The organism is Nonlabens xylanidelens, assembly GCF_002934445.1.
GTDB classification, from domain to species: domain Bacteria; phylum Bacteroidota; class Bacteroidia; order Flavobacteriales; family Flavobacteriaceae; genus Nonlabens; species Nonlabens xylanidelens.
In genome coordinates, this window is the sequence record NZ_PTJE01000001.1 from 268,708 (window position 1) to 291,786 (window position 23,079).

Here is a 23,079-nt window from a genome sequence, read left to right on the forward strand (position 1 = left end):
TCCGCAGAAACCTCACCCTTTAGGGTTGGTGAAAAAATTAGGTTTAATCTACTCCTTATAAACCACACCATCCTTCATGACAAAATTTACTTTTTCTAAAATCGCAACGTTCTTTTCTGGGTTTTCAGAAACGGCGATGATATCGGCATAGAAGCCTTTTTTTAATTGACCTATTTTATCCTCTAATTTCAAGATTTTGGCTGGTACAATCGTTGCTGTTTGTAATGTCTCCATCACTGGCATACCTGCTTCGTTCATGTAACCAAATTCTTTTGCATTTTGCCCATGAGCAAAAACACCTGCATCAGTTCCAAAAACAATAGGCACTCCTTTTTTGTAAGCTCTAGCAAATGTTCCTTGAATCTGTGGACCTACAGTTCTCGCTTTAGGAACCACTATCGCAGGGTAGAAACCTTCTACTTCAGCTTTTTGAGCCACTTCTTTTCCTGCAGTAATAGTTGGAACCAGATAACAATCTTTCTCAATCATTAGTTTCATAGTTTTTTCACTCATGTAGGTTCCATGTTCAATAGTTTTTACACCACCTTCTACAGCACGATACATACCTTCATCTCCATGTGCATGGGCAGCAACATGAAATCCGTAATCGTTTGCTGCCTCTGTGATCGCCTTGATTTCTTCTACAGTAAATTGTGGATTACTACCATTCTTAGCTACACTTAAAACACCACCAGTTGCGGTGATTTTAATACAATCTGCGCCATTCTTATAACGATGTCTCACCGCTGCTCTACCTTCAGCAGGACTATTTGCAACACCTTCTCGAGGTCCGGGATCTCCCATTAATTTTTGATTACTACCATTTGTAGGATCTGCATGACCACCAGTGGTGGCTATAGATTTCCCTGCCGTATAAATTCTAGGACCAGGAACTTTACCTTTATTTATTGCATCACGTAATGAGATATTAATACCACTACCACCTAAATCTCTTACAGTCGTAAATCCAGACATTAAAGTAATTTCTGCATAATTCACTGAATCATAAGCAACATCTGCCGGATCATCAACATATTTTTGTACGTAAGCGTGTGGATTGTACTCTGTCTCCATGTGAACATGCATATCCGTAAAACCTGGCATGACCCATTTATCTTTTAAATCATGATAAGCTGCTGTTTTCATTGGATTGACATATCCTTTTTCAATTTTAGAAATCTGATTATCAATTATGATAACAGTCATTTTATCTTGCCATATCCCTTTTTTACTATCTAATAAATGACCAGCATGTATGTAAGTTGTGTTCTTTTGAGCAACAGTAATTAATACTGCAAATAATAAGAAAAAGGTAACTTTAAGCTTCATAATTTTAAATTTTGAGATGTGAAATTAAGTAATTGAATTTTTATGATGCTGTTCAATATGATTGTTATTTATTTGACAATGTTCGTACATCTTTATCAAATGATTTCATAAAGAGTTAAAGAGTATTGATATCAATAATTTATTAGTAGACAAATATTTACATGAGTATACAGTCGAAATTCTGGTGCTCGATTAAAAGAATCTATCACAAACGATGAAGTCTATACATATAAACCACAAATTACATGTCGATTTCTGTAGGTTAGAATCATATTAGGTTGTAATTTTGCACCCCTCAATTTAACGCATGAGAGTAATTATAATTTACTTATTTACTTCTTTGTATATTTTTGCAATGGCAAAACCCATCATGCCACTTTTTATCTATGTTTATAATCAAGATTATATAGCAGAATTTCTTTGTATTAATAAAGACAAACCAGAAATGGCCTGTAAAGGTAAATGTTACCTAATGCAGATGTACGAAAAAAAAAATAAGGAAAAGGGTAAGCATTTACCAGCTATTGATATGCGAGAGTATCCTATAGGCTTTGTTGAGTTTGTTGAGTTTCATCCTAAGACATTAACACAACCTAAAAAGGTAGTTTCTTTTTTCTATTGCTTCAATTATTCTTATTTATATAGTACTACTACTTTTCATCCTCCTAGCGTTTCTTAAGTTTATTATAGTATATATTTTGTCATTATAGTTTTATACGAGTTTATTAGACAAACTAGTGTTTCTATACTATATACAGAATATCGTACACCTCTAATTTTTATAAAAAACTTAAAACAGTTGATTTATAGAAGATATACTTCTATAAATCAATTATTGAAACAAACACACATGAATTTTAAAAAAATAATTATTCTATTAGTTTTACTAATAGGCTATTTTAGTAATGCTCAAACTCTTTTCAAAGGAAAAGTAATTGATTCAAACAACACTCCTTTAGAAGGAGTAACTATTATCTCTAAAACTACTTCCAAAGGAGCAACTACTGATGCAAATGGGGATTTTGAAATCAACTTAAAAGATTCCAGAATAGTACTCATAAGTTATCTAGGCTACACCTCCAAAACAGTTACACTACAATCTTCTTTTAATGAAATAACGCTAGTTGAAGAAAGTTTATTTCTTGATGGAGTTGTTATTTCTGCTAGTAGAGAAGCACAAAAAAGAAGCGAGGTGCCAGCTGCTATTGTTTCTATTAATGCTAAAGAAATAAAAGAAACGAAAGCCATTTCTATTGACCAGATTACAAATCAAGTGCCTGGGGTTTTTGTAGCAACTTCTAAAGCCAGTAGTAATGAACAACACTTTACTGCAGTACGTTCTCCTATATCAACAAGAGCATTGTTTTTGTATTTACAAGATGGTATCCCATTACGTCCAGTAGCTGTATTTAACCATAATGCACTTTTAGAATTGAACAATTTATCATTTGAACGTGTAGAAATCTTAAAAGGTCCTGCTTCTAGTATCTATGGTAGTGAAGCTATTGGAGGAAGTTTTAACTTCTTAACTAAAAAACCGACGAGAGATTTAACAGGTAGTGCTAGTTTTGAAGCTAATGATTTAGGACTTACTCGCTATGGTGTAGAAGTTTCTAAATACACAAATCCTAACTTCGGATTTTATCTTGGCACAAATTATGCAAAACGAAAAAATGGTCCTCTAGGACATTCTGATTATGAAAAGTTTGCGCTTACTTTTAAAGGAGTACTTCATTTCAATTCTACAACAAAATGGACTAACAGTTTAGACCTTATTGATTATAGATCTGATATGGCTGGTTCTATAAGTGAAGAAGATTTCTTTGCAGAAAATTTTGAGAGTGATCAAACATTTACAGAGCGAGACGCATTAGTTTTACGTATTAAAAGTACTCTAGAAAAACGTTGGAATAGCAATAATAAAACTGAATTTAATCTTCTTTTTAGAGATAATAATCAAGATCAAATTCCATCTTTTAGAGTACGTCAGTTTAGAGATCAAGGACAACTTACTGGTTTTGGTAGTGGTGAAGTTAACACTAATAACTTCAAAAGTTTCTTAGGTTTAGTTCAACATAAAGCAAAGTTTAATTTCTTAAATTCTAGTTTAATAGCTGGAGCTTCTGTAGATTTTTCACCGCAAGATTATCAAGCTACAACAACAAATGTTATTGTGGACCCATTAACCGGTATTAATCAAAGTCAAACCATCAATACGGGAGATTTTATTTTAAACTATGAAGCTGACATCTTAAACTATGCGGCTTATTTTCAATATGAAATATCGCCTATAAATAATTTAAAAATTACTGCAGCTGCTCGATTTGATCAATTTGAATATGATTATGACAACAGAACTGAAGGGATTGCAGGAGCTAACGATGCTAAAGTAACTTATACCAATTTTGCACCTAAAATAGGTTTCAACTATAACTTTACTTCAAAAATAGGAGCGTATGGTAATTTCTCTACAGGTTTTACTCCACCGCAATCTTCTAATTTATTTAGAGGAGAAGTAACATCAAATGGAGATATTGAAGATTTAGAACCTAGCAATTACCTTAATTATGAAATCGGTGGATACTTAACCTCTGAAAAATTAAAACTAGATGTATCAGCATATTTGCTAGATGGAGAAAAGACTTTAATATCATTACGTGATGATGAAGGGCGCTTATTTAACACTAATGCAGGTAAAACAAGCTCTTATGGAATAGAATATGGTATTACATATAAAATACTTCCATCGCTTGAAATACGTCATAGCGGAAGTTATGCGAAACATCGATATGTTGAATTCTTTGAAAATGGTGTTGATTTTTCTGACACTGATAGAGAAACGGCACCTAATTTATTAGGGCAAACTACATTAACTTACAAACCTACATTTGTTAAAGGCCTACGATTATCTTTAGATTATGAATCTGTAGGTGAGTACAACACTAGTTTTGAAGGACAAGTAGTTACCACTGCAAATGATGGTACTGAAACTACTAGTACTAACACCTACGATGGTCATGATGTTTTCAATATTGGAGTTTCATATGAATATAAAAAATTCGAAATATGGGGTCAAGCATTAAATATTTTTGATGAACTTTATGCTGCTAGGGCTTCTTTCAACTCATTTTCAGCAAGCAATACCTTTACCATAGGAAATCCATTAGCATTCCATGGTGGAATACGTTACAACTTTTAATATTTACATAAGATTGCCTAAACGATTTGTTTAGGCAATCTATTTTTATTTATAAAATGAAACATAAAATTAAACTAAGGAGTTGGTTGTGGAAATGGCATTTTATTTCAGGAATCATAAGCCTTCCTTTTATTTTGTTACTTTCCATAACAGGAGTTATTTATCTTTTTAAAGCAGATTATGAAGCTCTTGAACAACAAAAAATTAAAAATGTAGAGGTTCTTACATCTAATCAAAGTAGTTTTCAAGAACAGTGGTCTGTGGCTAATGATTATGCCATTAAAAAACCAAATTCTATGGTTGTCCCACAAAAACCTGGTGACGCTACTGAATTTATATCTGGTAGATTTGGTGGAAAACGTAGTATCTATGTAAACCCATACAAGAAGGTGATTACTGGAGAAATTGTTGCTAGTGAAGGCTTCATGTATAAGGTACGAAAATTACATGGAGAATTACTATTAGGTGACTTTGGGACAAAAATTGTAGAGCTTATTGCCAGTTGGATGGTAATACTTATCATTACTGGTCTATATGTATGGTGGCCGACTAGAGGCTGGAATGTTAAAGGCTTTTTTATTCCAAGATTTAAAAAAGGGAAAAGAATACTTTTTAGAGATATACATGCAATAAGTGGCTTTTGGATATCGGTTATGTTACTTCTAGTATTAGCAGGAGGTTTTCCCTGGACAGATGTTTTTGGAGAAAACTTTAAAAAGGTTCAAGAAATCACAAATACAGGTTATCCAGCAACATGGGATGGAAGAGGATTATCTTATGAAATAAAGGAAAGAGAAGAACCATTGCCTTTAGATAAAATTGTTGCCATAGCTAAAGAAATGGATCTAGAAGGAGTCGTGTTAATTCATTTCCCAAAAGGAAAAAAAGGAACATATGCCATTTCTAATCGTTCTACAAATCTTGAACAACAACAAAAAATTCATCTTAACCAATATACTGGAGAAGAAGTAAAAGTACATCACTGGAGTGGCGTAGGTATATTGATGCGTGCTCGTATGTGGCTCATGGCGTTTCATCAAGGAGAATTTGGCCTTTGGAACTGGGTATTGATGTTAGGAACTGGTGTTATACTTTTTTTAATGAGTCTTTCAGCAATATTTTCTTATGCATTACGTAAACCAAAGAAGAATTGGGGAATCCCTGCTGTCCCTGAAAGTTTTAAAATTGATTATTTTATTATTGGTGTTATCGTATTACTAGGAATTGTATTTCCATTATTTGGTATCAGTGCTGTTTTAATCATATTGAGTTATTACTTAAAATCAATATTTCAAAAAAAACCTCAAATTTAATTTTCATATCACATCAAAATGTTTCACTTGGATCAAAATGTAAATTCAATCCATTTTAAGCATTTATAAAATAACAGGTAACTGGTTTTAGTTGCGCTTTCGCAAAAGCGTAACTAAAAAGACGCATTATGAAAGAAACTTAAAAATTGCTTTCATAATGCGCCTTTAATCTATTATCAGATCTAAAATTATCTGTTTATAAACTCCTTAATATGGTCGGTAATAAACTTAATTTGTTCATCATCTAGCTCAGTATGCATAGGTAAGGATATACATTCTTTGACTAGTTGATTAGTCACCGTAAAGTTTTCTTCTTTATATCTATCGTCTACATAAGCTTTTTGTTTATGTAAAGGAATTGGATAATAGACTCCGCAAGGAATGTTATTTGCTTGTAAATGTTTTACCAGTCCATCGCGATCTACATCTTTAATAACTAGTGTATATTGATGGAAAACGTGGCAGTCACAGTTATCACAAACTATAGGTGTTATTATTTTTTCTTCTCCGGCAAATGCTGCTGTATATTTTCTCGCCGCATCTCTACGTGCATTATTATAATCATTTAAAAATGGCAATTTTGCTCTTAAAACTACCGCTTGCATCGCGTCTAGTCTAGAGTTAACACCTACTACGTCGTGGTGATAACGCTCGTACATACCATGATTTACAACACCTCTTATGATATGAGCCAGCTCATCATCATTTGTAAAAATAGCACCACCATCTCCATAAGCACCTAAATTTTTAGATGGAAAAAAAGATGTTGTACCTACATTACCTATGGTCCCAGTTTTAGATTTAGAACCGTCTGCGTGCATGTAATTAGAACCTATTCCTTGGGCATTATCCTCTATTACAAAAAGATCGTGCTCTTTTGCAATGGCCATGATCTCGTCCATATTTGCCGTCTGGCCGAATAAGTGAACCGGTACAATTGCTTTAGTTTTAGGCGTTATAGCTTTTCTTATCGCGTCTGTATCGATATTAAAGTTATAAGGATTTACGTCTACTAGAACCGGTGTTAGATTTAAAAGAGCAATTACTTCTACGGTAGCTGCAAATGTAAAATCGGCAGTAATGACTTCGTCTCCAGGCTTTAAACCCAGTCCCATCATTGCGATTTGTAAAGCATCAGTACCATTTGCACATGGTATTACATGTTTTACATCTAGATAGTCTTCTAGCTCTTTTTGAAAAGCATGAACTTCTGGTCCATTAATAAAAGCCGCCGACTCGATGACTTCTTTTAACCCATTATTCACTCTATCTTTTATTCCTTCGTACTGACCTTGAAGGTCAACCATCTGTATTTTACGCATTTGCAAATTTTATTAAGCCAGCGCGTTTAACCACGCTAGTCCATGTAAAAATAAGCAATAATGAGAGGAATGCCTAAACCTAATTTCACGTTACTACACTAAGTGTTTTGATAGATAATGATTTGTATTATCAAACACTGAGATTCTATTAAATCGAACTACTTTATTATAAACCATTACGTTTTAGCCTAGTAAATTTAACTAGTAACTGCTATTGTGCTACATTTGAAAAAAGACTGATTTTTGAAGACGTTGTATGATATTTTTTCCGCTTTCGCGAAAGCGTGCCTACCACTAGCCGGTGCCTTTAATAAAAAACTCCAATTAGGTGTTAAAGGACGTGCAAGAACATGGGATATTCTAGACCAGAAAGTAAAATCTTCTCTGCCTAAAATATGGGTACACTCAGCGAGCTTAGGAGAATTTGAACAAGTGGTACCAGTACTCGAGAATATTAACCGTGATAAATTTCAAGTGATTCTTACTTTTTTCTCACCTAGCGGCTATGAGAATAAAAAGAACACACACTTCGCAGATGTTGTTTGTTATCTACCTATAGATGCGGTAAGCAATGTGAATAAATTTATGGCAACGGTAAATCCTACGGTTGCGATTATGGTTAAGTATGAATTCTGGCCTAATTATTTAAATGCGCTTAAAAAAATAGACTGTACGACTATATTAGTTAGTGGCGTTTTTAGAGATAAAATGTCATTTAATAGCTGGTATGGAAAATGGATGACTAGATCTCTAGAGAGTTTTGATTATTTCTTTTTACAGAATAATTCTTCTCTTAAAAATCTAGAAAAGCTAGGTTTTACTAATGCAAGTGTAAGTGGTGATACCAGATTTGACCGTGCAAGCCAATTGATAGAGCGTGACAGTACAGTAAAACAACTACAAGAATTTGTAGGAGATAAAAAATGCATAGTTATAGGCAGTTCCTGGCCAGAAGATATTGAGATCATGAAAAACTGGCTCCATGAAAATGATAAAACTGGAGCTTATAAAGTCATTATAGCACCGCATGAAGTAGGAGTTTCTAACATAAATGAATTAGAAAAAACATTGAGTTATTATCCAGCCAAATGGAGCAGTCTACAAGGTTGTGTTATTCATGATTTGAAAAATCCATCTACCCTAATCATTGACACTATAGGTCTTCTTACTAAGGCATACAGCTATGCAGACGTTGCTTATGTAGGTGGAGCCATGGGAACAAAGGGATTGCATAATATTCTAGAAGCAGCTACCTATGGTGTACCAGTAATTATAGGTAAGAATTATGAAAAATTTCCTGAAGCTGGTAAGCTAGAAGACCTAGGTGGTTTATTTTCTGTTGCTACTTCAACAGATTTTGAATCTATCGCAACCAAATTATTTGAAGACGATCATTTTAGAGATAAAACTGGAATGATTTGTGGACACTGGATCAATAGCAATACTGGCGCAACTCGCGAGATAGTCGCTTATTTAAAAAACATCAATGAAAAACTTATTCTGGATTAGTCTCGTACTATTCAACTTAAACCTAATACAAAGTCAGGACATCGTTATAAAAGATGGATCTACTCAAGAGGCGATTGCTTTTGCTACCATCAGCTTTGGTAATGGTAAAGGAACATTTGCCGACGATGAAGGTAGTTTTAGGTTTACCAAAGAATTATATAAAGATGTAGATTCTTTATTCTTTTCCAGCATCGGTTATGCAGACTTAGGCATAGCTGTAGCAAATTTAAAATCTGAAGTTTTTTTAACCCTAGAAGCAGACGAGCTGGAGACCGTAATTATAAGCGCAGCACTCACTGGCAAACATAAAGACCGCAAGCAGAAGGAAATAGGACATGATAATTATTTTGACTGCTGGTTACCTACGGTAGAAAGTGAAATAGCCGTAAAATTCGATCGATACGATGGTGAACCTACTCAAATTACTCAGTTAAAATTACCAGTAGTTCTAGAAGAAAGTCAGCGCAGTAAGAAAGGGAAACTACGTAAATTTTCTACTATGTTTAGAGTTAGTTTTTATGACGTGCAAGAAGATGGAAGTCCCTCGAGAAAATCTTTATATCCTTCAAAGACATTTGTGATCAATCAAACTACTGAAGAGACATACGAACTGGACATTACAGAACTTAAAATAAACATTCCTAATAATGGGATTTTTGCTTCTATACAAGTTTTGGGTTACACAGATTCTCAAGGAAAATTGATCAAAGCAAAAAAATATAGAGAGATTAAAACAAGATCTGGCTTTGAGAAAGTTTCTACTACTTACCGACCGCTTTTACCTTTTACAAAAAAAATAGAAGGTAAAAACACCTGGGTACGACGCATCTTTTTTAATGATAAAACCTGGCAATTATTTGACCTGACTTATAATCCTAATAGTAAACTAGTTCGATCTGGTAATGACGACTATGGTATGGGTGCAGAGTTTAAGGTGTTTTATAGAGGTAAGTAATGATACTACAAAAACATTATTTATTATGACTTTCGTTCCAATCTAGTAAAGTTATTTTATTGTCCTTAATAACTAGTAAAGAAACTTCTCTCTCTAAACCTATTCCATAAAAATCCATACTTATCAGAGTATATTCCCCATATTTTCTTGTAATCGGATCATGCGTATATTTATCATTATTAAATAATGGATGAACAACCTTTATATCATTCTCTATAAATTCAGCTAAAAAAGTCCTTTCATCTAAATGTGCTAAAAACAATTCTCTGTTATCAATATCAAATTTTGAAAACAACTGAATTCCAAATATATCTAACTGCTTTTCATAAGCAGTTGATTTAGCTTTATAACCTAGGCTACCATGATCAATCTTAAGATCTTTTTGAGTAGCTTTATCAAGCATTGTTGGGTCAGATATAGTTTTGATTTCTGACATACCCATCATATGACCTAAATTAGCAACAACATGATATTGTTTATCCTTCTTTTCTATTGTGTGAGCACAATTTGATTTTGTAAAATAGGTTTCATTAGTTTTTCTATCATAAAAGTAAATAGTCCCTCCAAATTCTCCATTACATAATCGATAAACAATGAAATGCTCATCAGTGAACAAAATAGATTTATCCTTTACAGGTATTTTTACTCTTGATCTTTTCCATTTATCACCTGACCATTTATAAACACCATTTGACAAAAAAGATTGTGGGATTCCATAAAGTTCATTATCAATAATCCAATGATATTTAATTTTTTTCTTGTTTAGACTTTCCTCAAGGATATTATTTCTCTGGTATCCATCAAGATGATGACAAACAAATCTCCCATCATCAAATAAAGAAATTATATTACCGTCATAAATCACAGATGTTGATCTTGGAAAATTTATATATCGATCTTCCCAATCTTCGAAATCTTGTTTCACATTAGGGTTCAATATTACTAATGAATCAACTGTAATTTTAATAGGATTTTTACTAATCGAAACGCTATGATCATTTAGTCGATATAGGAAACTTGAGTTTATACTATCCGTTACTTTTCTTCCCCAACCAAAACTATTATACTTAAAATGATCAATAAGCTTATCAAACTCTTGAGCGTTTCCGTGAGAAATAATTAGAAGACTAAATAGTAAGAAGAGACATCTTTTCATTGATTAAAAATACCGTTTATTTTAAAATCATACAAACATAATCACACACTAACGGCCTCTGTAAAATAAGTTCTAAAAGGTTTCATCTCTTTATATAACTTGATATAAAGATCTGCAAAATCTGGAGATAAGATCTGTTCTCTTGTTAATGGATATTCTACGGCAAAAGTCTTTTTGCGCAATAAATCAATATGCTCATGATCTTTAGGAAAACCCTTTGGTGCTGTTTTTAAAGAATCCCCATCGTCATATAAATCACCATAAATCTTTTTAAAAGAAGGCTTTTCAATAATTGCTATTAATTCTTCTCCGTTATAATCTATTGCTTCTCTGATAGATTTGAGCACTTTGACTTCTGGTTTATAAAAACCACCAGCTATAAAAGATTGCTCTAGTCCTACTTGTAGATAAAAATCGTTTTGTTTTTCATGATAAGAAAGGTCCAGTCCTGCTCCAAAATGATCTTTATAAATAGGTTTGTTAGGCTGAAACATCAAGTTATTATTGATGCGGTTGATAGATCTTTTTACATTAGTATCAGTATAATCTGGATCGATTTCTACTAGACGCTCTTGCATTTCTGTAAGCCAGTCTATAAACCATAAACGCACCGTTTGGTATTCTTTGCGGTTCACTTCCATCCACTCTTTATTGTTATTGACTTGCAATCGTTCTAGAAAGTCATAAAGATGATCAAAACCCATATCATGTCACTTAAATAATTAGAATATCCGCTTTCGCGAAAGCGGAACAAACAACCTATTACTTCCCTTTTTTAATGCTCTGTATTTCTTCACGCAAACTATCTAGGCCTTGTTTTAAGGAAATCATCGCCTCTTCTCCTTCATGCACATCTAGATCAAAGCTGAGCTTAGAATTCACTTCCCAAAGCTCTTTAATCTCTACTACTGGTTGCTCGATAACTGGATATTCCCTATTTAAAGAAATTAAATTTACCGCTTCTGGAGATTCTGATTTGCGTAGTTTCTTCACAAGAACGCTATCTGCTGTAATAATTACATGAATGCGATTATCATTTGCCATCCGCACACTTTCTACCGCTTTACCCATGACCCATTCATGAGGCTGTAAAACAGGTAACATACTATCCCCTTTTACTTGAAAGGCACGATAACTTCCTTCTCTATACTGTGGCAAGGGTATATTAAAGGCAGGCAAATCGTTATACCAGTCTGTATCTTGTACATTACTGGCATATCCAGCACTTGCTTTTATAGGTACCATGATCATGTTTTCACGATCGTTAGTATCCATTGTAATAATTTTGGGTGCTGTACTCGTGCTAGTTTCTAGATACTTATTATAACTATTACCATATAACCACAAAGGATTTACATTAAACTGTCGTAAAAGCTCTGTTACTATCTTACCAGTAATTTTCTTTTTACCACGTTCAATATCTGCTGTTGTACTACCTGCATCTAGCAAGTCTGCAAACTCACTTTGTGTCTTTCCTAGGTCTTCACGAACTTGTTTAAACCTTTTTGCTTCTGTTGAAATCTCTTGTGCCATAGAACAAATATAGGGTATTTAGGAATATTTCCAATTTTAACAGTGGAATTATTCCATAATATTGGAATTATTCCATATATTTGAATCGTTAATAGGAATTATTCTAGGAATATTTCCAAAATACTACAATTATGTGTGGAAGAGCAACGATAATTACACCAGCGGCAGATTTAGAAAAGCGTTTTAATGCTGCTTTTATAAAAGGTGCTGTACTTAATGAAAATGTGAACATAAGCGCAGGTAATAAAATACCTGTAATTACAAACGAGCAACCCAACCACATACAGATGTTTACCTTAGGATATACTCCTAAATGGGCACATAAACAGACGTATATGATTAATGCGCGTAGTGAAGGTGATTTGAATCCAGAGAATAATCCTCAGTATAAAGGAGCGATGGGTATTTTTAATAAGCCTATGTTTAAACATGCTGTAAAATCACAACGTTGTCTTGTTCTAGTAGATGCTTTTATAGAAGGACCAAAACAGGAGAAACTTAACAAACCTTATCTGGTTTACCCTAATCGCGACAGAGGCCCATTTGCTCTAGCAGGTATATATGATACATGGCAACATCCATTAACAGGAGAATTGCACCATACAGTAGCTATATTAACAAGTGCTGCAAATAGAATTACACAAAGAATAGAACACCATAGAGCACCAGTTATATTAAGTAGAGAAGATGAAGAAAAATGGCTTAATCCAGATATGTCAGTTGCAGAGCTTTCTAGAATGATGGAGCCTTTTGATTCTAAAGGATTTAATGCTTATCCTATATCTTCAAAAATAAAAAGTCCTGATGCAAACGGACTTGAATTATTAAAACCTACAGGAGATAAACTTTTCAAAGATTACGATCGCTGTTTATATGAACGTCTTAAATATGCCGAAGAAGATGATTATGTTATAAGAGAAGAACGTCTAGTAGAAGGAGACCAATTTGTTTTATTTTAAAATGATTACCGACATGAATATTGAACTTATTAAAACAGAGTTAGCACAAAGGGTAGAACAACTCGTAATCACAAGAAAGACAGGAAAAAAAGCTACTATGAAAGTAGTTCATAAAGTAAAAACCTGGTCTGATAAAGTTGCTGAAACCGAAGATCTTATCCATAAGGTATATCATACATTACATGAAGTACTACAACAAAATGGCATTCATTTTAAAAACGAAATTGAAAAAGAGACTTTTGTGAATTTTATGGAGCCTACCGTAAATGATCTAGTTATTAAAAACATGATCGATTAATTAAGTAGCAACGCATAAATAATAAACTGATTAACATACACCTCACAAGAAAAATCTTGTGAGGTTTTTTGACCCCTTGTTTTAAAAAATATAAGCACGATCAAAAAACCTATTCCTAACACAAAGGGATAACACCTTATGAGCGATAAACAAATCATGCATTTAGATCTGGATACTTTTTACGTTTCGGTAGAGAGAAAAATGGATTCACGACTAGAAAACCGACCATTACTAGTAGGTGGCACGAGTGATCGTGGTGTGGTAGCCGCATGCAGTTATGAGACTAGAGGTTATGGAGTGCATAGTGGTATGTCTATGAAACTTGCTAGACAACTATGTCCAGAAGCAGTAGTTATAAGAGGTAATGCAGGCACTTACTCAAAACACTCTGATGAAGTGACAGAAATTATAAAACAAGAAACTCCATTGTTTGAAAAATCGAGCATCGATGAGTTCTATGCAGATCTCTCTGGAATGGATCGTTTTTATGGATGTTATAAACTAGCTACAGAATTGCGTAAGAAGGTAATCAAAGAAACTGGATTACCTATCTCCTTTGGTCTATCTACTAATAAAGTAGTTTCTAAAATAGCAACCGGCGAGGCAAAGCCTAATAATCAATTAATGATTAATCATGGAGAAGAAAAAGGCTTCATGGCACCGCTATCTGTAAAGAAAATACCACAAGTAGGTGATAAAACTTATCAAACATTGAGACATCTAGGTGTAAAACGCATACACACTATTCAAGAAATGCCAGAAGAGATGTTAACTAATGTACTGGGTAAAAACGGCAGCATGATATGGCGTCGTGCACAAGGTCTAGATAACCGACCTGTTGTTGCTTTTAACGAGCGTAAATCTATAAGTACAGAGCGCACATTTGATAGAGATACCATAGATGTGAAAAAACTTAATTCTATCCTTATTGCCATGACAGAAAATTTGGCTTTCCAACTTAGACGTGGTGATAAATTAACTGGTTGTATAAATGTGAAGATTAAATATTCGGACTTTAATACTTATACAAAACAAATGCGCATTCCTTATTGCAGTGCAGACCATATACTCATACCGCACATATTAGAACTCTTTGAAAAGCTTTATAACCGTAGACTCTTAATACGATTAATAGGAATTAGATTTTCACATATCGTAAATGGGCATTACCAAATCAACCTCTTTGATGATAATGAAACTGCAATAAACTTGTATACGGCTCTAGATAAAATAAGAGAAAAATATGGCGATAGAACTGTCATGAGAGCCGCCGGCATGGAAGCAAAAACCATAGGCAGAATGTTAAACCCTTTTAATGGACTACCGCCAGTTGTTCTTGCCCATCGCAAACAGTAGTATTAATTCTAATTGAAAAAAGCATCATTTGTACCTTAACAATCACACATATTATTCACTACGGTACGGCACATTTAATGAAGAAAACCTCATTGAACTTGCCTTAGAAAACGGCGTGAAAAAAATTGTGCTTACCGATATTAATAACACCAGTGCTTGCATTAATTTCATCAGGTTATGTGCAAAACATAAACTAGAGGGAATAGTAGGGATAGATTTTAGAAATGATCACCAACCACTATACGTAGGTATAGCACGCAACAATGAAGGGTTTCAAGAATTAAATGAATTCCTATCTCACCATCTAGAAAATAAAACACCTTTTCCTGAACTAGCTCCAGCATTTAAAAATGCTTTTATTATCTACCCTTTTAACAAGGTGATAGAAATCAATGTATTTCGCTTTCGCGAAAGCGAATACATAGGAATCTCCATCGCCGCATTACGCAAACTGCCATTTACCAAATATGTGAAAATGAAGGATAAACTGGTCGTAATGCAAACGGTTAGTTTTAGAAACAAAAGAGATTTTAATGCACATAGATTGCTGCGTTGTATAGATTTAAATATTTTATTGAGTCAGCTACCAGAATCGCAACAAGGTGATTTTGAAAATCAAATGATCCCTATACAGGAGATCAAAAAGACATTTGAAGACTATCCGTTTATTATTGAAAACACGACACTGTTATTAGATCAATGTCGTATTAGTTTTGATTTTGAAAATGCACAACTTAATGCAAATCAGCATATTTATTCTACTAGTAAACAAGCTGACTATAAGAAATTAAAACAACTGGCCTATAACAGAATTGAAAACAGGTACGGCGATAAAAAAGATAAAAGCGATGTAATTGAACGCATAGAAAAGGAAATAGGAATCGTAAAAAAGAAAGGCTTTGTCGCTTATTTTTTAATCAACTGGCGTATTTGTGAATATGCACGTAGCAAAGGTTATTTTTATGTAGGACGTGGTAGTGGAGCTAATAGTATTCTTGCTTATTTGCTACAAATAACTGAGGTAGACCCTATAGAATTAGACCTGTATTTTGAACGTTTTATCAATGATTATAGAACGAGTCCACCAGATTTTGACATTGATTTTTCTTGGGATGATCGAGAAGATATAACCAGATTTATTTTTGACGAATTTAAAAATGTCTCTTTACTAGCGACATACAACACCTTTCAATACCGAGCGGTTATTAGAGAACTAGGTAAAGTTTTTGGTCTACCACGAGCAGATATTGATATGCTTACTACAGGTAATTTTAAACCAGAGCGTCTAGATCAAATGCATGAGCTGGTCCTTAAGTACAGTCATTTAATAAAAGGCATGCCTAACTATACCAGCATACATGCCGGTGGTATTCTTATTACTGAAAAACCTGTTCATTATTACAGTGCGACTAGTTTACCGCCTAAGGGTTACCGCACCGTACAATTTGACATGCACATTGCAGAGGATGCTGGAATACACAAATTTGATATTCTCGCGCAACGTGGTCTAGGTAAAATACGTGACACGATAGAAATAGTAAAGTACAATCAGCCAGATGCGCAAATTGCAAACGTACATACTGACGTAAAAAAATTCATGAAAGATCCTGGGATCAACAACATGATCTCGCAAGCAAAATGTATAGGTTGTTTTTATATAGAATCTCCTGCTATGAGAATGCTATTGAGCAAACTAGCAACTAATGATTATATAGGACTAGTTGCAGCCAGCTCTGTGATACGACCTGGTGTTGCTCAAAGTGGTATGATGCGTGAGTTTATTTTACGCACGAGATATCCAGAAAAACGTAAAGAAGCGCACCCCATCATGCAGGGAATCATGCCTGAAACTTATGGGATAATGGTTTATCAAGAAGATGTTATTAAAGTCGCGCATTATTATGCAAAACTAGACCTAGCCGAAGCTGATGTACTGCGTCGTGGAATGAGCGGTAAATACAGGTCACGAGAAGAGTTTCAAAAAGTAGAGAATAAGTATTTTAAAAACTGTCTTGATCTAGGGCATGATCCTGTACAGACTAAAGAGATATGGAATCAGATCAAGAGTTTTGCTGGATACGCTTTCGCGAAAGGTCACTCTGCATCTTACGCTGTAGAAAGTTATCAAAGCCTTTATTTAAAACGTTATTTCCCGCTAGAATACATGGTAGCAACATTAAATAATGGTGGTGGATTTTACAGTCCAGAACTTTATGTACATGAAGCTAGAATGTGCGGTGCGGTTATAGAAGCACCATGTATTAACCATAGCAACATAGCAAATATTATTAAAGGTAAAAGTATCTATCTAGGTTACAGCTATCTTAAAGAACTAGAAAAGAAAACGATGATACGTCTTATAGAGGCGCGTCATTTAGATGGCTTATTTATTTCTCTAGAAGATTTTATAAATCGTGTTCTCATAAGTATAGAGCAGCTATCTATTTTAATACGTATCGATGCTTTTAGATTTACCGGTATGGATCGATATGAGTTGTTATGGCAGGCGCATTATAAACTAGATAAATCACCTCAAAAATATATTCAGAATAAATTATTTGTTCCTGAACATAGAGCAGCTACCATACCGCAATTACACACCACTAGATTAGAACTAGCTTATGAACAGATTGAATTATTAGGTTTTCCCTTGTGCTCTCATTTTGATTTGTTAGTAGAAGAACCTACAAATAATTATGGTCTAGAAGACATGAAAAGCCACCATAACAAAATGATACTCATTTATGGTTATGTAGTTAACATTAAAACGACTCATACAGCAAAGGGCAAACGCATGCAGTTTGGTACATTTTTAGACTGTAACGGTAGGTTTTTTGATACAGTTATGTTTCCGCCAGTGGCTGCAAAAATCACCTTTCGCGGAAGCGGTATTTATAAAATATATGGTAAGGTCGTAGAAGAATTTGACTTCTATTCTATCGAAGTCCATGATATGCAAAAAGCAGACTACATTCAAGATCCACGATATGCAGAAGAAAACCCACAGACCATACAACGACTAGATAAACAATCTAGTCTACGTGACCGAAGAATGGGAAATAGCAATGGCTACCGCAAACAAGAATTACCACAAGAGAAAATGGAGATTCATCAACCTAGTGGGTCTAGAAAATCGAGAAAGTCTGGATAACAAACAAGATGTCAATCTGAACTTGTCGAAGATGGTGTTAAAATAAGATCGAGAAAGTTATAAGCAGATTCCGCATCAAGTGCGGAATGACAAAAAAACATCCACCTGCGTGGACAATTAATATGAACTACGAGAGAATAAAAGAGAAACTAGAAATACTCGCCGATGCTGCAAAATATGACGTAAGCTGTAGCAGTAGTGGTAGTAAACGACAAAATAAGAACAAAGGATTAGGTGATTCTAGCGGTATGGGAATATGTCATACTTATACAGAAGATGGCCGCTGTGTATCGTTACTTAAAATTTTACTGACTAATGTATGCATTTTTGATTGCGCTTATTGTGTGACCAGAAAGTCTAATGATATAAAACGTGCTGCTTTTACTGTACAAGAAGTTGTTGACCTGACCATTAATTTTTACCGCCGCAACTATATAGAAGGATTGTTCTTGAGCTCTGGTATTTTTAAAAGTCCAGATGCCACTATGGAAAGACTCATACGTGTAGCTAAGAAACTAAGGGAAGAAGAAAACTTTAATGGCTACATACATTTAAAATCTATTCCTGGAGCTAGTGATGAGTTAATGCAAGAAGCAGGATTGTATGCAGACAGATTATCTGTAAACATTGAAATCCCAACTAAGGCTGGATTAGAATTACTCGCACCAGACAAAGACCACAAGGATTTTATCAAACCGATGAAGGCGGTTCAAAATTCTATTCAAATCTATAAATCAGAAAAGAAACTTATTAAAAGCACTCCTATTTATGCGCCTGCCGGTCAGAGCACACAAATGATAGTAGGTGCTACCGGAGAGAGTGATCGAGATATCATGTATAGCGCAAATTTTTTCTATGATAAATTCAAGATGAAACGTGTCTATTACTCTGGTTATATACCTGTGGCAAATGATTCTAGACTACCTGCCATAGGTACCGAAGTCCCTATGATGCGAGAGAACAGACTTTATCAAACGGACTGGCTACTACGCTTTTATGGTTTTAATGTAAAAGAGATTTTAAACGACACACATCAAAATCTAGATATGGATATAGACCCTAAATTATCGTGGGCATTGCGCAACCTAGATCAGTTTCCTGTAGATATTAATAAGGCAGATAAAAGAATGCTGGCGCGTGTACCAGGTATAGGAATGCGATCTGTAGGGAAGATTTTAAGTGCGAGACGTTTCAGGAAATTAAACTGGGAACATTTAAAAGCAATAGGTATCTCTATGAATAGATCTAAGTATTTTATGACCTGTGACTCTCGTGAGTTTGAATCTAGAGATCTAACTAGTGCAAAGATTAAGAACCTAATCATGCTAGATTCTAGCAGCAAGTACCACAAGAACTTCAGTAACCAATTAAACTTATTCTCATGACCACAACCTTATTATATGATGGTAGTTTAAATGGTTTAATGACTGCCATTTTTACGATTTATGATCGTAAGATAAAACTACCTATTATAGCTCTAGATTCTCGAACACAGAACGACCTTTTTGAAGGAACAGAACTGGTAATTACAGACCCTGATAAAGCACAACGTGTATGGAATCGGTTTAAATCTTTATGTAATCATCGCGATTCTCATCAAGTGTACTGTGCTTTTTTAAGCGAAATTATAGGTATAGAAAATACTATTTATGAGTACTTAAAAATGACTTTTATGGATCAAAAAGCCCCTAGTGGTGATTATGCAAACACGACTGTTCTTAAACTATCACAGGCTGCAAAAATGGTAGGTCGTGAAAAGCACCGCATGGAGGCCTTTGTACGTTTTCACCTTATCGATGAAGAAACTTATTATGCTAATATAGAACCAGATTTTAATGTTTTACCCCTTATAATGAAGCATTTTAAAAATCGCTATGCCGACCAGAAATGGATCATATATGACCTAAAACGCAATTACGGAATTAGTTATGATCTTAAAACCGTTCAAGAAGTGCAAATTGATTTTAATAAAGCGCGAGGGCAACGTGGTATTTTAAACACGACTGTCTCTGGAAAAGATGATGAAATGACTGTAAAAGGTAGCTTTCGCGAAAGCGAGAACAACTACAAAGATCTCTGGAATCAATATTTTAAGAGTACCAATATAGAGTCTAGAAAAAATTTAAAACTACACCTACAACATGTTCCAAAAAGATACTGGAAGTATTTAAGTGAGAAAGTATAATTATATTAAAAAGAAGATTCCCCAAGAATAGAATTAACTCTATTCTTGGGGAATCTAAGTATTTGTACAGAATCTACTTGGTCTTAGTAGTGTCTGTTTCTGTTTTCTTTTTACCGAACAAGTTCTTAATTAAACCACCAGCGGCCTCTTTTACTTTGTCTTCAGTACTAGTAGAAACTGGCTTAGTTGTTCCGGTAGAATCTTTAGGCGTAGTGATTTTAGTAGAGTCGCTAGCCTTAGTACCGTTACCATTTATTAAATCTTTAATACCGGTTAAAGGATTGTTACCACTTATAATATCGTTCACAGCGTTATTAACCGCATCTTCACCTTTGTCTTTTAGTTTTGCCTTTTGAATTTCTATAATCTGATTAGTTAAGTTTTTAACTGCAAGGTCTAGATTCAAATCAATTTTAGGATTTAAAAATGATCCAGAAAATTTAACCGGAATAGGCACATTTATCTTTTCTACATCTTCAGCTTGTAATTTAGAAAGTAGGCTCGCTCCTTCTTTACCTAAATACTTTGCTGGTACATCTAGCGCTAGTGTGTAATCCATCTCGTTAGTAAGGCTGTGTTTACCACTAGCGGTTGCTTTAATACCCTTAATGTTAAAGTCAAATGGAGACACTTGTACAGCACCGTCTTTAAAATTTAATTTTGTAGTAATATCAGATATATCAAATTTATCTAAATCAATAAAACTTATTTTATCGTCTAGTTTACCCAACAAAGGATTATTAGCTGCGTTGATATCCTTAGTCAATAACTGTGCAAAAGCATCTCCAGCGAGTGTGCTTAAAATAGGTGACAACTCATTATCTAACGATCCAGATAGAGTTATATCTGTATTGATTTTACCTTGTAATGATTTGAGAATAGGCACAAAAGACTTGAACATATCAAAGCCTTCAAAAGATTTTGCGATATCTAGATCTTTCATATCTAGTGCCATATTAAATACAGGTGTATCTCCCTTTGTACTTACCGAACCATTTACATCTATATTACCATCAAAAATATCGGTCTTTACATCATTAAGAGTTAGCGTCTCATCACGCACTAATGCTATACCGCTTACATTTTTCAATTCTAGACCATCGTACAAAACACGATTAGCCTGAAAGTCTAGATTTGCATCTAGAAAAGCTGGTATTTCAATAGCCTCTGTAGTAGTGGACGATGTAGAAGTTTGTGTTTGCTCAGTTGCTTTTTGTGCTGGCGCCACCTCTGTAGTAGTCATAAAATCTGACGCATCGAGTGTGTTAGATCGTACATTAAATGTTCCTTTAAGGTCTTGATCCTGCAACAAGAATCCTACTAGGTTATTAATAGTACCACTAGCTTTTAAATCTGTATTACCAGTTTGCGCGTCAAAATCTTCTAGTTTAATTCTAGAAGTGGTCATATCTATATTTGCCTTATTAATAATAAGAGGCTTAGTCATAGCGTCACCTTCATATTTAAATTCTGTTAGACTAGCAGTTCCTTTTGTATTGATACGCTCATATCGTTCTTTCTCGATGCTTTCCATGTCAAACTTTGCTGCCATATCCAGCGCCAGTTTACCGTCTAGTTTCATACCATCTGGAAGAGGAAATGCTTGTGCAAGATTTTGAAAATCTAGATTTCCTTTTGCATTAACATCTACATTCATATTAGTAGTTAGATTTTTAATCATCGCGCTACCACTTATTCTATCACTACCTATATTAAATGAAGTTTGCGCTACATTAAAATAAGTATCATCTACATTACCTGTATCATTTTTAAGCTGTGCATCTATATTTATATTAGTTACCGTTTTGGGTAAATCTGGATATTTAAAAGAAGCATTATTAGAACTGATCTTAATATCCATTTTAGGAATACGTGTATCATCTACCTCACCTTTTATAATACCGTTTACTGTAAAATCTCCAGTAGTTGTTATTCCATCTAGATTTTTACGATACGTTTCAGGAATTACTGCAAAGAAGTTTTTAAAGTCAGAAGATGGTGTGTCAAAACTTAAATCTACCATAGTATAAGCATCTTCTAGCTCTACAAAACCATCAAGTTTTAATTCTAGATCGTTTATAAATGCTTTGTTTTCTTGGAAAGAATACTTTTGATTTTCTAAATCCATAAGAATCTCTGCATCGAGTTTTACCTGCTGTCCAGATAAATAATCAACACCATCCATGGTATAGAAAACAAGTGCTTCTGTATAGGTATCTAATGTACTCTGTCCCAAAGAAAAATCTCCATTACCAGAGTGATTCATTTGAGACATCGCAAACTTCATTTGCGTGCTCTTATCTTCATAAGTAAGTTCTGTATCTGTAAGCTCGTAATGTTTCAGATCAAAAGAGAATCCAGTACCTTCTTCTGTTGTTTGAGCCTCAGTATTGACTGCAGCTGTGTCTTCCTTTGCAATATCCCAACTGGAATTACCTTCTTCATCTACCGTAAGACGACTCACTGCACCATTAACTATCAATTCATTAACATGAATAGGCTCACTAGCGTCATTAAATAAATCACCTATAGGCAAGTCTAGTTTTACCTCTCTACCGTAGAATAAAGTATCTCCAACAAATGGTGCTTTATTGATAATAGAAACACCTTCTATGTTTAATCGTGCATCTGGAAAAGCACTAAAAAGGCTCAAATCTACCTCGGCAAAATCAATTTGTGCATCCATAGATGCATTGAGTTTATCTTTAATAATTTGGGCTATTTGATCCTTAAAGAAAAATGGTGCTGCAACGATCAAAACGATAACTGCTAGCAACGTGACTCCTAATATTTTAAATAACTTTTTCATGATTT

The 23,079-nt window shown here is 34.2% G+C and carries 17 protein-coding genes; 11 read left to right on the plus strand and 6 right to left on the minus strand.

The window, feature by feature from the left end; genetic code table 11:
- Nucleotides 1-48: 48 nt before the first annotated feature.
- Nucleotides 49-1,329, minus strand: coding sequence for a metal-dependent hydrolase family protein (locus LY01_RS01200; RefSeq protein ID WP_211289255.1), 1,281 nt, complete (start codon nt 1,327-1,329; stop codon nt 49-51).
- 307 nt (nt 1,330-1,636) lie between these two features.
- On the opposite strand from LY01_RS01200, the gene LY01_RS15215 reads away from it, so the two are divergent.
- The 3 genes from LY01_RS15215 to LY01_RS01215 all read left to right on the plus strand — a co-directional run bounded on the left by LY01_RS15215 (nt 1,637) and on the right by LY01_RS01215 (nt 5,841).
- Nucleotides 1,637-2,008 (plus strand): hypothetical protein, encoded by a 372-nt coding sequence (locus LY01_RS15215; protein ID WP_211289256.1) that lies wholly within the window; start codon nt 1,637-1,639, stop codon nt 2,006-2,008.
- Between the two features lie 171 nt (nt 2,009-2,179).
- Entirely contained in the window at nt 2,180-4,528 is a 2,349-nt protein-coding gene (locus tag LY01_RS01210) for a TonB-dependent receptor (protein WP_104514703.1), read from the plus strand.
- Nucleotides 4,529-4,584: 56 nt separating this feature from the next.
- Nucleotides 4,585-5,841 (plus strand): PepSY-associated TM helix domain-containing protein, encoded by a 1,257-nt coding sequence (locus tag LY01_RS01215; RefSeq protein ID WP_104513990.1) that lies wholly within the window; start codon nt 4,585-4,587, stop codon nt 5,839-5,841.
- A gap of 188 nt (nt 5,842-6,029) precedes the next feature.
- On the opposite strand, the gene LY01_RS01220 is transcribed toward LY01_RS01215, so the two are convergent.
- On the minus strand, nt 6,030-7,163 hold the full coding sequence (locus LY01_RS01220) for a DegT/DnrJ/EryC1/StrS family aminotransferase (protein WP_104513991.1): 1,134 nt from the start codon (nt 7,161-7,163) through the stop codon (nt 6,030-6,032).
- 243 nt (nt 7,164-7,406) lie between these two features.
- On the opposite strand from LY01_RS01220, the gene LY01_RS01225 reads away from it, so the two are divergent.
- Together LY01_RS01225 and LY01_RS01230 are read left to right on the plus strand one after the other, a co-directional pair.
- Entirely contained in the window at nt 7,407-8,672 is a 1,266-nt protein-coding gene (locus LY01_RS01225) for a 3-deoxy-D-manno-octulosonic acid transferase (protein ID WP_104513992.1), read from the plus strand.
- Complete coding sequence (locus LY01_RS01230) at nt 8,650-9,627, plus strand: peptidase associated/transthyretin-like domain-containing protein (protein ID WP_104513993.1); 978 nt, start codon at nt 8,650-8,652, stop codon at nt 9,625-9,627. The genes LY01_RS01225 and LY01_RS01230 overlap by 23 nt, the downstream gene beginning before the upstream one ends.
- Nucleotides 9,628-9,643: 16 nt before the next feature.
- Here the strand turns inward: LY01_RS01230 and LY01_RS01235 are convergent, their stop codons facing one another.
- The 3 genes from LY01_RS01235 to LY01_RS01245 are packed head-to-tail and all read right to left on the minus strand — an operon-like array spanning nt 9,644 to nt 12,316.
- The gene (locus LY01_RS01235; protein WP_104513994.1) at nt 9,644-10,783 is read right to left on the minus strand and encodes a hypothetical protein; all 1,140 of its coding nucleotides are present in this window, start codon (nt 10,781-10,783) and stop codon (nt 9,644-9,646) included.
- Nucleotides 10,784-10,824: 41 nt separating this feature from the next.
- On the minus strand, nt 10,825-11,487 hold the full coding sequence (locus LY01_RS01240) for a DUF2461 domain-containing protein (RefSeq protein ID WP_104513995.1): 663 nt from the start codon (nt 11,485-11,487) through the stop codon (nt 10,825-10,827).
- Nucleotides 11,488-11,545: 58 nt separating this feature from the next.
- Entirely contained in the window at nt 11,546-12,316 is a 771-nt protein-coding gene (locus LY01_RS01245; RefSeq protein ID WP_104513996.1) for a LexA family transcriptional regulator, read from the minus strand.
- 131 nt (nt 12,317-12,447) lie between these two features.
- Here LY01_RS01245 and LY01_RS01250 point away from each other — a divergent pair, with 131 nt between their 5' ends.
- From LY01_RS01250 to LY01_RS01275, 6 genes are all read left to right on the plus strand, one after another.
- Nucleotides 12,448-13,275 (plus strand): SOS response-associated peptidase, encoded by an 828-nt coding sequence (locus LY01_RS01250; protein WP_104513997.1) that lies wholly within the window; start codon nt 12,448-12,450, stop codon nt 13,273-13,275.
- Nucleotides 13,276-13,288: 13 nt separating this feature from the next.
- On the plus strand, nt 13,289-13,573 hold the full coding sequence (locus tag LY01_RS01255) for a hypothetical protein (protein ID WP_104514704.1): 285 nt from the start codon (nt 13,289-13,291) through the stop codon (nt 13,571-13,573).
- A 138-nt stretch (nt 13,574-13,711) separates the two neighbouring features.
- Nucleotides 13,712-14,929, plus strand: a complete 1,218-nt coding sequence (dinB, locus tag LY01_RS01260; RefSeq protein WP_104513998.1) for a DNA polymerase IV — start codon at nt 13,712-13,714, stop codon at nt 14,927-14,929.
- A gap of 28 nt (nt 14,930-14,957) precedes the next feature.
- A complete protein-coding gene (locus LY01_RS01265; RefSeq protein WP_104513999.1) occupies nt 14,958-18,080 on the plus strand; it encodes a DNA polymerase III subunit alpha in 3,123 nt (1,040 codons plus the stop codon).
- 122 nt (nt 18,081-18,202) lie between these two features.
- Nucleotides 18,203-19,465, plus strand: a complete 1,263-nt coding sequence (locus tag LY01_RS01270) for a putative DNA modification/repair radical SAM protein (protein ID WP_104514705.1) — start codon at nt 18,203-18,205, stop codon at nt 19,463-19,465.
- Nucleotides 19,462-20,265 carry a TIGR03915 family putative DNA repair protein gene (locus LY01_RS01275; RefSeq protein ID WP_104514000.1) on the plus strand — a complete coding sequence of 268 codons (804 nt, stop codon included), beginning with the start codon at nt 19,462-19,464 and terminating at the stop codon, nt 20,263-20,265. The genes LY01_RS01270 and LY01_RS01275 overlap by 4 nt, the downstream gene beginning before the upstream one ends.
- A gap of 73 nt (nt 20,266-20,338) precedes the next feature.
- Here LY01_RS01275 and LY01_RS01280 read toward each other — a convergent pair whose 3' ends face one another.
- Nucleotides 20,339-23,074: an AsmA-like C-terminal region-containing protein gene (locus LY01_RS01280; RefSeq protein WP_104514001.1), complete on the minus strand. Its 2,736-nt coding sequence runs from the start codon at nt 23,072-23,074 to the stop codon at nt 20,339-20,341.
- Nucleotides 23,075-23,079: the final 5 nt, after the last annotated feature.